The following is a 13,001-nucleotide window of genomic DNA, read 5'->3' as shown; positions in this document are numbered from 1 at the left end:
TCAGAGTTCCTTCATGCCCAGCCATTCGCGAACCCGACTGATCTGGTCGGCCGGGTTCTCGGCGAAGTTCATCAGGGTGGGATGGCGGGTGCGCATCCAGACGATGAATTCGAGACTGATACAAATATCATGACGGTGAATAAGACCAACGTGTTCGCGTAAAAACTCATTGTATAAATGACGGAGCTGGCGAACCGGGTCGTTCGGTAATGACATTCTGCATTCCTTGGGTGGCTTGAGTGGGCCTTGCGGCTCACACGGAGAAGGATTCTCCGCAACCACACAGGTCTCGTGCATTCGGGTTGTTGAACTTGATAGTACTGTTCAGGCCTTCACGGGTGAAGTCGATAACGGTTCCCCGTACGAAGGCTTTGGCGTCTTCGGCAATATACAGCGTTACGTCGTCGGCGACCGCAATTACTTCATCACCAGCAACAGGAGTGGTGACAAGCTCAACATCATACTTGAAACCGGAACAACCGCTCTTTTTGACACCCAGGCGAATACCGCACATTTCGGCGTTTTTTTGCAGCATCTTGCGCACATGGCTAACCGCGGCTTCAGTCATGCTGACATCCAGCGGCGCGCTCGGATCAAAGGTTTCGATGGTCATTTAAGTGTCCTCATTACAAGTGAGGGAGTTTAATCTTTGTCTGGCGTCTGGCGTCTGGCGTCTGGCGTCTGGCGTCTGGCGTCTGGCGTCTGGCGTCTGGGGCTCCTGACGCCAGGCTCCTGACTCCCGACTTTTTAAAGCAAAAACATCTTGGCTTTTTCGATGCCGCGGAACAGGGCGTCCACTTCATCCAGAGTATTGTAGAACGCCATGGAGGCACGCACGGTACCCGGCACCTGGAAACGTTCCATCAGTGGCATGGCACAGTGGTGGCCAGTGCGCACGGCAATACCTTGCTGGTCGAGCAGGGTGCCAACGTCGGCCGGGTGAGCACCGTCCAACAGGAAGCTGAAGACCGAGGCTTTTTTCGGCGACTGACCAATGATGCGGATACCGCCCATTTCTTCGGCCAGCTGGTGCGCACGTTTGATCAGGCTGTCTTCGTGAGCGGCCAGTACCTTGCGGTCGAGACCGTTCAGGTAGTTGATGGCGGCGGCCAGACCAATGGCTCCGGCGATGTTGGGAGTACCGGCTTCAAATTTGTACGGCAGCTGGTTCCAGGTGGTGCCGGCAAACGAGCAATGCTCGATCATTTCGCCGCCACCCTGGTACGGAGGCATGTCGTTCAGCAGTTCTTCCTTGCCGTACAGCACGCCCATACCGGTTGGGCCAAACAGCTTGTGACTGGAGAATGCGTAGAAGTCGACGTCCAGTTTCAGCACGTCCACTTCAAAGTGGGATACACCCTGAGCACCGTCGACCATCACTACCGATTCGTTGATACGGGCCATACGCACGATATCCGGAATCGGGTTGATGCTGCCCAGCGCGTTGGAAACGTGGGCAACGGAGATCAGTTTTACTCGTGGTTCCATCAGCTCGGCAAAGCCGTTGAGGTCCAGCTCGCCATTTTCCAGTACCGGAATCGGTACCAGTTCGGCGCCAGTCTGCTCACACAGCATCTGCCATGGCACGATGTTGGAGTGGTGTTCCATGCCGCTGACCAGAATACGGTCGCCAGCCTTGATGTTCTTGCGGCCCCAGGTGGAGGCTACCAGGTTGATACCTTCGGTCGTGCCACGGGTCCAGACAATTTCTTCCGGTTTCAGGGCACCAATAAACTTCTGTACGGTGCGACGGGCGTTTTCAAACTGCTCGGTCGCCAGGTCGCTCAGCTTGTGAGCACCACGGTGTACGTTGGAGTTGATAGTGCGATAAAACTCAGCTTCGGCTTCAATCACAGCGTTTGGCTTGTGAGTGGTTGCACCGTTATCAAAATAGATCAGCGGCTTGCCGTTAACCTGCTGGTGCAGGGCCGGGAAGTCGGCGCGGATTTTTTCAATGTAGGCGTTCAGTTCAGCGCTCATCAGACAGTCTCCACCAGATCTTCATCAAATGCCTGCGGGCGACCAAAACGCTGGGCCAGCAGTGGGCGCAACCAGTGGCCAATGGCCTCGTGTGGCAGGGCGTCCAGCAATTCGTTGATAAAACCAAAGCTCAGCATCACCTGGGCTTCCTGCTCGCTGATACCACGGCTTTGCAGGTAGAAGCGGGCCTTGTCATCCAGCTGGGCCACGGTGGCACCGTGGGCACACTTGACGTCGTCAGCGTAGATTTCCAGTTCCGGTTTGGTGTTGATCTCGGCCTTGTTAGTGAGCAGCAGGTTTTTGTTGCTCAGCTCGGCCAGAGTTTTCTGGGCTTTGGGATGAATATGAATTCGACCGTTAAACGCAGCGCGGGCCTGATCATTGATAATGCCGCGGAACACTTCGTTGGAGGTGCAGTGTGGCACTTCGTGTTCAATGCTGGTGTGGAAGTCGATGATCTGTGAGCCTTGTGGTACGTACACGCCGCTCATTTCACAGTGGGAACCACCGGCGGTGTGACGAACCAGAATATCGTTACGGGTCATCTGACTGCCCAGACCCAGGTGGAAACCCTGGTAGTTGGCGTCGCGCTTGAGATTCACCTGGCTGCTGCCAACAAATACCGCAGCTTCCTGCATCAGGTTCAGACGGTAATGAGTCAGGCGGGCGTTATCACCAATCACCAGTTCGGTGAGGTTGTTGGTGAAGCTCTGGTCGGCGCTGTTGCTGTCCAGAGACGCAAACTGTTCGATCAGGGTCAGCTCGGCACCGGTTTCCAACACCACCAGTACACGCTGTTCAACACTGAAAGCCTGCTCGGCAGTCGTGGTCAGGGAGACCAGTTGCAGCGGTTTTTCCAGACGGCTGTTGCGACCAACGTGGACCAGAACACCTTCGTTCAGAGCCGCGGCGTTGAGCTGGTTAAACAGATGCTGGCTCGGGTGAGCATGACCGGTCTGGCCCAGATGGGTCAGGATCAGGTCTTGCTGGGCGGCATCGGCCTGGCTGAACAGGGTGACCTGTTGCAGTGCCAGGGCATCGGACAGGGCCGTGTTCACCTGACCATTCACCAGCACCAGACGTGCGGCATCCAGACCCGCGACGCTGGCGGCCTGTTGTACGTCGTTCTGGGCAACTGCGGCGACTGGTGCCGGAGCACTGTGGCTGTTGTCGTTCAGAGCGCGCAGGGAGCAGTATTTCCAGGCTTCAGTCTTGCGGGTTGGCCATGCGGCGGCTGCAAAGGCTTCAGCGCCAGCGCGGTTGATGTCAGCCAGCCATTGCAGGCCGGAAACGGATTGCAGGCGTGCCAGTTGTTCGCTCTGGAAGCTGCCAGTATTGGTATCTGCCATCTTACTGAGCCTCGTTTTCCAGCCAGCCGTAACCTTTTTCTTCCAGCTCCAGCGCCAGTTCCTTACCGCCAGTCTTGACGATACGACCACCGGCCAGAACGTGTACGTAGTCTGGAACGATGTAGTCGAGCAGGCGCTGGTAGTGGGTTACCACGATGAACGAACGGTTTGGATCACGCATGGCGTTCACGCCCTGGGCGACCACTTGCAGAGCGTCGATGTCCAGGCCGGAGTCGGTTTCGTCGAGGATGCACAGCTTTGGCTCCAGCATCATCATCTGCATCAGTTCGTTACGCTTTTTCTCGCCGCCGGAGAAACCTTCGTTAACACCACGCTTCAGGAAGCTCTGGTCGAGGTTCACGGACTTGATTTTTTCACGGGCCATTTTCAGGAAGTTAACGCTGTCCAGCGCGTCCTTGCCCTGATGGGCACGCACGGCATCCACAGAGGCTTTCAGGAATTCGAGGTTGGACACACCCGGGATTTCAACCGGGTACTGGAATGCCAGGAACAGACCTTCACGAGCACGTTCTTCGGCTTCCAGCTCCAGCAGTTCCTTGCCGTTCAGGACCACGGAACCTTCGGTCACTTCATAACCATCACGACCAGCCAGTACGTTACCGAGGGTACTTTTACCAGCACCGTTCGGGCCCATGATGGCGTGAACTTCACCTGGACCAATTTCGAGGTTCAGGCCTTTCAGAATCGCTTTGTCTTCTACCTTGGCATGCAGATTTTTAATGCTGATCATGGTTGTGTCTCTTTACTGGTCGGACGTCTGAAGTCGGACGTCGGACGCTTTAATTTTTCTGGTCGGACGTCGGATGCTGGACGTCGGACGATGAATCATTGCTTGTGCTTCAGACGTCTGGCATCAGACGTCAGACGATGTTTTAACCAACCGAGCCTTCGAGGCTGATTTCCAGCAGCTTGCCGGCTTCTACCGCAAACTCCATAGGCAGTTCCTTGAATACCTCTTTACAGAAACCGTTAACAATCATGGAGACGGCTTTCTCGGTATCAATGCCGCGCTGGCGGCACAGGAACAGCTGGTCGTCACTCACGGTGGAGGTGGTTGCTTCGTGTTCAACCACGGCGGACGGGTGTTTGCTTTCGATGTACGGGAAGGTGTGGGCGCCACACTGATCGCCGATCAGCAGCGAGTCACACTGGGTGTAGTTACGAGCGCCTGCGGCGTTCGGACCCATACGCACCAGACCACGGTAAGCGTTCTGGCTCTTACCGGCAGAAATACCCTTGGAGATGATGGTGGACTTTGTGTTCTTGCCCAGGTGAATCATCTTGGTGCCGGTATCGGCTTGCTGGTAGTTGTTGGTCAGGGCGACGGAGTAGAACTCGCCAACGGCGTTATCACCCTTGAGGATGCAGCTTGGGTATTTCCAGGTCACGGCAGAGCCGGTTTCGACCTGGGTCCAGCTGACCTTGGCATTGGTATGGGCAACCGCACGTTTGGTTACGAAGTTGTAGATACCGCCTTTGCCTTCTTCATCGCCTGGATACCAGTTCTGCACGGTGCTGTATTTGATTTCAGCGTTGTCCAGTGCCACCAGTTCCACCACGGCTGCGTGCAGCTGGTTCTCGTCGCGCATTGGCGCGGTGCAACCTTCGAGGTAGGAAACGTGGGAGCCTTCATCGGCGATGATCAGGGTACGTTCAAACTGGCCGGTTTTGGCTTCGTTGATACGGAAGTAGGTGGACAGCTCCATCGGGCAACGCACGCCTTTCGGGATGTACACAAACGAACCGTCGGAGAACACGGCAGAGTTAAGGGCGGAGTAGAAGTTGTCACGCTGAGGCACCACGGTGCCCAGGTACTTCTTGACCAGTTCCGGGTGCTGATGCACGGCTTCGGAAATCGGCATGAAGATCACACCCGCTTCGGCCAGCTTTTCACGGAACGTGGTGGCAACGGATACGGAATCGAACACGGCATCCACGGCAACACCGGCCAGCGCCAGCTGCTCGTGCAGCGGTATGCCCAGCTTGTCGTAGGTTTCAAGCAGCTTCGGATCAACTTCGTCGAGGCTTTTTGGCTTGTCAGCCATGCTTTTCGGAGCGGAGTAGTAAGACAGTGCCTGGAAATCAGGTTTCTGATACTTCAGGTGAGCCCAGTCTGGCTCTTCCATTTCCAGCCAGGCGCTATAAGCCTTCAGACGCCATTCAAGCATCCATTCCGGCTCGCCTTTTTTGGCAGAAATAAAGCGGATTACGTCCTCGTTGAGGCCGGGGGCAATCGTATCGGATTCGATATCACTGACGAAACCGGCAGCGTATTCCTTGCGGATACGTTGGTGGATTTCGGCATTCGGAGTCTGGACGTCAGTCATGGTGAGCTCTCACGGTCATACGGAGGCAAACAGGCTGGATTCTGTGTCCGGCGCGTGTTTGGGCAGTGCCATCCGGGAATTGCTGCAATGTCGAGCATTCTACTCGGGTATTTTGGGTATTACCAGAATCATTACCAGTTTGGTATTCTTTCGGTCGCTCCTGATCATTCGGGTCAGTTGAGCCTACACAGGCCATCCCATGAAAATAAGCAAAATGACCGACTACGGTGTGCTGGTGCTGAATCATCTGTCACGGATGGGGGCTACCCGTCAGTCCACCGAAGAGATTGCTGAGGCGACGTCACTGGCGCTGCCAACGGCACGCAAGGTGCTGAAGCTGCTGGTGGATGCCGGTCTGGTGCAGGCTCGGCGTGGTGCTCGTGGCGGGTATTGGTTAACCCGCAGTCCGGAACAGATTCCCTTGCTGGCGATTGTGGAGGCTTTTGAAGGCAAGGTGCAAATCACGGAATGCAGCAGCACCGACGAACATGGCTGCGAGATTACCGACAGCTGCTCGCTCTCGGACAACTGGGGCGGCATCAATCAGGTACTGGTGCTGGTACTGTCGTCGATTACCCTTGGCCATATTCGTGAGCCAGCTTCGTTACGGCGTTGGATTCAGAACTGGAGTCCTGCCACCGATCGTATTCCTCTCATACAAGTTGATTGATCAATCAACTTACAATGTTGTCACTATGGCGTTTTCTGACCTTTGTGATTTCGCTGATATGTCACATATTTCGGTGACACTGCTCATACAGCAAGGAATGCGGCCTGTCGGGCATGTGTCAAGTTTTTCTTGGTTGTTTTTTCGTGACTTGGATCGGGATCTGGTGAAATGTTTGAAAAACTTCACTGGGTTTTGGGAAATGTCACAATTTTGAACATCTGTATTGAGGTAGTATGGTTTTGCTGTTAGACAGTCTGGATGTCTTTATTGTTGACAGGTATGTCAAAAAAAGTGTTCGCACGATTCCGGTGCTCCAACTGATCGATCATCATTGCAATCGCATTCCCGGATCGTAAATGCAGATTTTTCGCCTTGGTGTCTCAAGGTGATTTCCTCTCCTGGAGGAAGTGGCAGGTAATGTTATGAAACACGTTCTTACTGTTCTGCTATGCGTCCTGGTGACTTCCGTTGCTGATGCCAAAAGCAATCTGTCTATTGGCTCATTTGAGATCCTTGACAAGGAATGGTTTGTTGTTTCTCTCTCGCAAAGTTCACCTGATAATTTTGCTCAACCGCGCGTTGGTACTCTTTTTGAGATGAAAGCGTTAGCTGATGACATTTCCCCACGGCGATTTCGTCAGCTATGGCAGGATGCTCTAGCGGTAAATGAATCTGCTGATATCTGGCACAAGTACTCTCGCGACTTTGATCTGTTTTTTCAGGTCGTGCAGGCTCCGCTCATCAAAGGTGATCATCTGGTGCTGGAGCAAGGGGAAGACTCTGTCGTGGTATCGGTCAATCATTATGAGCATGCTCGGCTGTCTGCTGGTTTCCTTGGGATGGTGCTCCAGACTCTTACTGCACGGATTGCTCCAATTCCGGAGTTGAAACAGGGGCTGCTGGCCCAGTTGCCAGAAGCTGAACAGAAACGCTTATCCAGCGAATTTTCCAACGGTGAAGTAAGTCTTCAGCGTATCGGTGAAACCGCGCGCTGGTTACGATTCCCCAAATCCACCGTGTCCCAGCTCTGATATACTCGGCCCGATTTCTGGTTCAGTTGTGCTGAGGGCCGTGTGACTCCTTCCTATCTTGATCGTTTTGGTGGTATCGGACGCCTGTATGGCGCAGCCGGTTTGCAGCGTCTGCATGATGCTCATATCTGTGTTGTTGGTATTGGTGGTGTAGGTTCCTGGGCTGCTGAAGCGCTGGTGCGTTCTGGCATTGGTGCTGTCACGCTGGTGGATCTCGATGAAGTCTGTGTCACCAATAGCAATCGGCAGATTCATGCGGCCACATCCAGTGTTGGTAAATTCAAGGCTGAGGTTATGAAAACCCGCCTGCTCGACATCAATCCCGAGTGTCGTGTTACCGCTATTAACGATTTTCTGACCGAAAAGAACCTGGCGGATTTGCTGGCCCCTGACGGCAATTCTGAAGCATTCGCCTATGTGGTGGACTGTATCGACAGCGTCAAACACAAGGCAGCCATGATTGCTTTCTGCAAGCGCCGCAAGATCCGGATCGTGACCACCGGCGCAGCGGGAGGGCAGACTGATCCGACCCAGATTCAGGTCGGCGACCTCAACAAGACCTTCAATGACCCGCTTGCGAAAAAGGTTCGATCGTTATTACGTCGCGATTATGATTTTTCCCGCAACCCATCTCGTAACTACTCGGTGCCCTGTGTATTCTCCAGTGAACAGCTGGTTTATCCACAACCCGATGGTAGTGTCTGCCAGGCCAAACCGGCCGAAGGCGACAGTACTCGTCTGGATTGTGCCTCCGGATTTGGTTCCGCCACCATGGTGACGGGCACCTTCGGTTTTGTTGCGGCCGCCCGAGTGGTGCGCCGCATTGCCGACGGAGCGGGTAAAAAAGGCTGACGGGGAACCTTCCGGAGGGAAGGGAATCCCTGTTTCTGATTCCCTTTCTCCCCCCTTTGATTCCGGAGCTTCGATGAGCGATCTGATCGCCACCTTTGTATTTTTCTTCGCGGTTATCGACCCGATTGGCACTGTGCCGGTATTCATCGCCGTTACCAGCCGCTTCGATAAACAGACCAAACAGAAGATTGCCCTGCAGGCGGCGTTGGTATCGGCTGCTGTTCTGATGTTTTTTCTGGTGGCGGGCGAAATTATCCTTACATCTATTGGTATACCGTTATCTGCATTCCAGATTGCTGGTGGTATCGTGCTGTTCCTGTTTGCCCTGTCGATGATTTTTGGCGAGAGCAAACCAGAGGGGGAGGTCAAGCTGGTGCGTCGCGGAATGGAGACGGCGATATTTCCATTAGCCGTACCGAGTATTGCCAGTCCGGGTGCCATGCTGGCGGCCGTGCTGCTGACCGAAAACAGTAAGCATTCCATCAGCGAGCAGGCGGTGATTGCGCTGGTAATGCTGTCGGTGCTGGTGGTGACTTGGGGCCTGATGAATGCCTCGACTTTTATTTACCGGTTTATTGGTGATAGCGGTGCCAGCATTATTAGTCGTGTAATGGGGCTGATTTTGTCATCGGTAGCGGTGACCTCGGTGCTGGCAGGTATTCGTGATTATTTCGGCCTTGCGGGGGCTTGAGGTCCCTCAGGTTGCCTTGATTATGGAATGCCCCGGCCTGGATTGAGTTGGCGGCAGGTAGTGGGTCTGGATCAGGATATCCGGTTTTGACAAGTTCTACCGGCAAGCCTTGCCGTATGCCACTCAGGTTCTATGTGATAGCGATCTGGCAGCCATTCCTGTGCGTCGTCTGCGTATGGTACTGGCAGGTACACTCTGAATAATTCTGCACAGCTCTCGGCTCTGGCTTGCTTAATTGAGAACACCCTCTAGGGACACTCTGAATAACTCTGCACAGCTCTGCGCGAGTGCTGCAGCGCGTGTGAGCAAGGCGACGAACGCAGCGAAATGACGAACCAACCTGGCCGGGTCCTTTTCAAGTTCGTCAACACCGCTCAAATGCGCTGCAGCCCGCGCCCTTTGGGGCTTTCGGGATGGTGATGACTCGGTGTCGCCGGTTTTCGACGTAGCCCGCTATGCCATCAAACCGGCTTCGTGATTCATCACCATCCCGATAAGCCAGAGCGGGCACCGAGTTATTCAGAGGGTCCCTAGCCCTTTGGGGCTTTCGGGATGGTGACGACTCGGTGTCGCCGATTTCTGACGTAGCTCCCTGGATTTAGGTAAGAGAGCCATTAAACCGGCTTCGTGATTCATCACCACCCCGATAAGCCAGAGTCGGCACCGAGTTATTGACAGGGGCCATGGCTGCTGATGCTGGTGGCTCAGCAGCTTCCTGAGGTGGCCGCGCGTGAGAAGTTTTTCTGGTGTAATGCGGCTGGGCTGCGTGGGAGGCGGGCCGGAAGAAGGCCGATCCGAATAGCAAGGAGGGCTACACCCGGAAACGGTTCATCATTTGTTCCAAGCCACTGGCAAGTTGCCCCAGCTGCTGGCAGGAGACTCGGGTTTTCTCGGCACTTTGCACGGTATGGTCGGCTGCACTGCGGATATTACCCAAGCGTCCATTGATATCACTGGCGATACCGGATTGTTGCTCGGTTGCACTGGCAATGCTGCGGTTACGCTCATTGATCTGGCTGATCATGGTGGCAATTGTATCCAACGCTTCGCCAGACTTGCGTGAAATCTCCAGTGCCTGACGTACACTACCTGAGCTGCTGTGCATCGCCTGCATGGCTTTTTCGCTGCCGCTCTGCACTTCACTGATGATGGCACTGATTTCACGGGTTGAAGATTCGGTGCGGTGTGCCAGTGAACGTACCTCGTCAGCCACAACAGCAAAACCGCGGCCGCTTTCACCGGCGCGGGCTGACTCGATAGCCGCGTTCAGGGCCAGCAGGTTGGTCTGTTCGGCAATCGCACTAATGACGTCCAGTACGGTCCCTATTTTGCTCAGTTGTCCGGCCAGGGCTGCCATGACGCTGGCTGTTTCTTCCGTCTCACGGTTGAGGCCGGTGATGGCGTTGACGATGCTCTGCACGCTGCTTTGCCCTGCCCGGGATTGTGCTTCACCGGCGACCGACGCTTCGGCAGCCTGGGCGGCGTTGTAGGCCACTTCCTGAAAGGCATGAGTCATATCCGCCAGCGAGGCAGCCGCTTGATCAATGTCGGAGTGCTGCTTCTGCAAGGACTGGCCGGATTCGTTGGACTGGCGAGTCAGCTCTCCCGAAGTGGTGGCCAGTTGCCGTGACGAGTGGATGATCTTCTGCACCGTGTCGCGCAAGTCGCCTTGCATACGTTCCAGTGCAGTCAGCAGACGGGTACCCTCGTCGTTGCCGTCAATGGCGACGGGCTGGCTCAGATCCCCTGCAGCAATCCGTTCGGCTGCCTGCATGGCCTGGGTCAGACGCCTTAGCAGGGGGCCGGTAATCATGAATACCAACAACACGAGTGCCGCAGCCCCCGCCATGGTGCCAATGGCGGCCGTGCTCATCAGTCGCTGTTGCAGGCTGGCCAGGGGGGCGCTGTAGTCATCCACGGCCATGGCTGAAATCAGTACCAGACCACCAATGTTGACCGGATGATGGGCCGCTATGTAGTCAATACCATCCAGGCTGAAGCTTCCGGTCTCTGATTGGTTGCTCTTCAGGGACGCGAAGTAGTCACTCAGCCCGACCTGACGGGAAAAATCGAGCTTCAGCAAATGCTCCGGATTCTGTGATGACAGCACCAGACCTGTCGGGTTGATCAGATAATTGTGAATCTGTGTATGGCCGTTGACGATGTTGTCGGCGATGTTCTTCAGATCAATTGGGGTATCCATAACGCCGATGGTCGAACCGTCAGAAGCCTTGATGGGGGAGGAAATCACCATTACCGGCCTCCCGGTAATGGGGGATATGACCGTTTGCCCGATCACTGCTTTTCCCTGTTTCAATACGTCGATTTCCTGTTCCGCCAAGGTGAATTCGTAGCCTTCTGACTGACCGTTCAGTGAATCTACTCCGAGGCGCAAATCCGATCGCATCACAAAGACGTTTTCGAAACTTCCCTGACTGTTGTGATAAACACCGGCGAGGTACTGACGCAGACTGGCATGCAGTTGCGGATCATCCTGACCGTTGCGGTTGAACTCCTCCGCGTATTGAATCACCGTCGGAGACGTGGCCAATATCTGGTTCTGGATAATCAGCTGGTTGAGCCCTTGTTCGATCTGGTCCGCCTTGTTTTCGGCGCTTTGCAAGATGTTGTTGAGCGCACCTTCCTCCATCTGACTGCTGGTCAGGCTGGAAGTAATGGTGATCAGAATGGCCATGGAAACACCGAGGCAAAGCAGCGCTGCGACCACAATTTTGATGAATAACAGGTTCTGATTACTGGCAGATCGTTGGGTCATGAAATGCTCCTGCGTTGGAGGGAGATAATGCGGCCGCAGCCCGATGACGGGCTCTGTATCCTTGTCCGGGGCGGGAAGTGTCTGGCGATGGCTCTGATTCCCGTCTTCCTTTTGTAGCAGTGTAGTCAGAAGCCACTGATCTGCTTGTGATCCTTCCGGGTTCGAGGGGGATGTTGGTTTTTTTGGCGTCAGATCAGCCGTGTCTCCGGAAACCGGGAGCGCAATGTCCTGATCAATGTGCCGCAGCTGAGCGGCCTGGTGTCGGCATATAGAGGTTTTTCTTATAGCCTCGGACAACAGGCCTGGTTCAGAAACCGGTATTTTTCAACATAGTTGTCCGATAAACCATTAATCAGGCCGCCATCGTCGCGGCTTGTATTTCTTCCTTCCTCACCGGATTCAGCGTCACCGTTTCCTGCCAGCTCAGATTACGGATTCTCTTCCGGCTCCAACGTTCCGGATGCTGTTTCATCGCCATTTCGCAGATCTGTTTTCTCCGCTCCAGGACGGCCTTGTCTTGTCCTTGATGACGCTGGTCAGGTGTCACGAAGCGGATACCGCTGTGGCGGTGTTCTTCGTTGTAATAACGGGCAAACGCCAGCATCCATTGCTGTGCATCCTTGAGCGTTGCAAAGCCGCCTGATGGCCACTGCGGGCAGTATTTCAGCGTCCGGAACAGTGACTCCGAGTAGGCATTGTCATTACTGACGCGTGGTCGACTGTGACTGCTGCGGATACCCAGCTCATCCAGTTTTGCCTTCAGTGTACTGGCTTTCATCGGGCTGCCANCCAACGATCTTGCGGCTGAACAGGTCCATGATCAGGTACAGATACCAGTAGCGACCTTTGACCGTACTGGCGCAATAACTGATGTCCCAACACCACACCTGATTCGGAGCGGTGGCTGTATGGGTTGTGATCGGGCGTTTCGCCGGTGCCTTGCTGCGACCGCGATGGTGCTGCTGGTTGGCAGCCTTTAACACCCGATAGAAGCTCGACTCAGAGCCGAGGTAACGGCCTTGATCCATCAGCTTCGGGACGATCTGTGACGGTGGCAAACTGGCGAACTCCGGTTGATTGCAGACCTCTATAATGGCTTGTCGTTCTGGCTCGGTTAAGGCGTTGTGCGGCTTTGGGCGCCCAGCCGCAGGACGACGGTCAGGCAAAACCTGATCGCCCTCCAGCCAGCGTTGTAGCGTTCGGACATTGAGCCCTAACTCAGCGGCAGCACGCGCTCGACGAGCCCCAGCCGAGATGCCTTCCAGAAAAATCTCCGCCAGACGTTGTCGGCATTCCAGATCTGT

11 protein-coding genes and 1 pseudogene are annotated in these 13,001 nt (G+C 54.9%); 4 read left to right on the top strand and 8 right to left on the bottom strand.

Annotation, left to right across the window (positions count from 1 at the left end; genetic code table 11):
- From OUO13_RS02905 to sufB, 6 genes are all read right to left on the bottom strand, one after another.
- Positions 1-216, bottom strand: coding sequence for a hypothetical protein (locus OUO13_RS02905; RefSeq protein WP_283172344.1), 216 nt, complete (start codon positions 214-216; stop codon positions 1-3).
- A 37-nt stretch (positions 217-253) separates the two neighbouring features.
- Entirely contained in the window at positions 254-613 is a 360-nt protein-coding gene (locus OUO13_RS02900; protein WP_283172343.1) for a HesB/IscA family protein, read from the bottom strand.
- A gap of 134 nt (positions 614-747) precedes the next feature.
- Entirely contained in the window at positions 748-1,980 is a 1,233-nt protein-coding gene (locus OUO13_RS02895; RefSeq protein ID WP_283172342.1) for an aminotransferase class V-fold PLP-dependent enzyme, read from the bottom strand.
- Positions 1,980-3,329 (bottom strand): Fe-S cluster assembly protein SufD, encoded by a 1,350-nt coding sequence (gene sufD / locus OUO13_RS02890; RefSeq protein WP_283172341.1) that lies wholly within the window; start codon positions 3,327-3,329, stop codon positions 1,980-1,982. The genes OUO13_RS02895 and sufD overlap by 1 nt, the downstream gene beginning before the upstream one ends.
- Before the next feature lies 1 nt (position 3,330).
- Complete coding sequence (gene sufC, locus OUO13_RS02885) at positions 3,331-4,080, bottom strand: Fe-S cluster assembly ATPase SufC (RefSeq protein ID WP_283172340.1); 750 nt, start codon at positions 4,078-4,080, stop codon at positions 3,331-3,333.
- A gap of 142 nt (positions 4,081-4,222) precedes the next feature.
- A complete protein-coding gene (gene sufB / locus OUO13_RS02880; protein WP_283172339.1) occupies positions 4,223-5,677 on the bottom strand; it encodes a Fe-S cluster assembly protein SufB in 1,455 nt (484 codons plus the stop codon).
- Positions 5,678-5,876: 199 nt separating this feature from the next.
- On the opposite strand from sufB, the gene OUO13_RS02875 reads away from it, so the two are divergent.
- From OUO13_RS02875 to OUO13_RS02860, 4 genes are all read left to right on the top strand, one after another.
- Entirely contained in the window at positions 5,877-6,347 is a 471-nt protein-coding gene (locus OUO13_RS02875) for an SUF system Fe-S cluster assembly regulator (protein WP_283172338.1), read from the top strand.
- A gap of 422 nt (positions 6,348-6,769) precedes the next feature.
- On the top strand, positions 6,770-7,378 hold the full coding sequence (locus OUO13_RS02870) for a hypothetical protein (RefSeq protein WP_283172337.1): 609 nt from the start codon (positions 6,770-6,772) through the stop codon (positions 7,376-7,378).
- Between the two features lie 42 nt (positions 7,379-7,420).
- The gene (gene tcdA / locus OUO13_RS02865; protein ID WP_283172336.1) at positions 7,421-8,230 is read left to right on the top strand and encodes a tRNA cyclic N6-threonylcarbamoyladenosine(37) synthase TcdA; all 810 of its coding nucleotides are present in this window, start codon (positions 7,421-7,423) and stop codon (positions 8,228-8,230) included.
- Between the two features lie 73 nt (positions 8,231-8,303).
- On the top strand, positions 8,304-8,921 hold the full coding sequence (locus OUO13_RS02860) for a MarC family protein (protein ID WP_283172335.1): 618 nt from the start codon (positions 8,304-8,306) through the stop codon (positions 8,919-8,921).
- A gap of 811 nt (positions 8,922-9,732) precedes the next feature.
- On the opposite strand, the gene OUO13_RS02855 is transcribed toward OUO13_RS02860, so the two are convergent.
- Together OUO13_RS02855 and OUO13_RS02850 are read right to left on the bottom strand one after the other, a co-directional pair.
- The gene (locus OUO13_RS02855; protein ID WP_283172334.1) at positions 9,733-11,697 is read right to left on the bottom strand and encodes a methyl-accepting chemotaxis protein; all 1,965 of its coding nucleotides are present in this window, start codon (positions 11,695-11,697) and stop codon (positions 9,733-9,735) included.
- A 550-nt stretch (positions 11,698-12,247) separates the two neighbouring features.
- Positions 12,248-13,001: pseudogene (locus tag OUO13_RS02850) on the bottom strand (integrase core domain-containing protein); the annotation flags it as partial.

The sequence above is a fragment of the Parathalassolituus penaei genome (genome assembly GCF_026626885.1).
GTDB lineage: Bacteria > Pseudomonadota > Gammaproteobacteria > Pseudomonadales > Oceanobacteraceae > Oceanobacter > Oceanobacter penaei.
The sequence above is the reverse complement of the archived record's forward strand: the minus strand, read 5'-3'. Positions and strand labels throughout refer to the sequence as shown.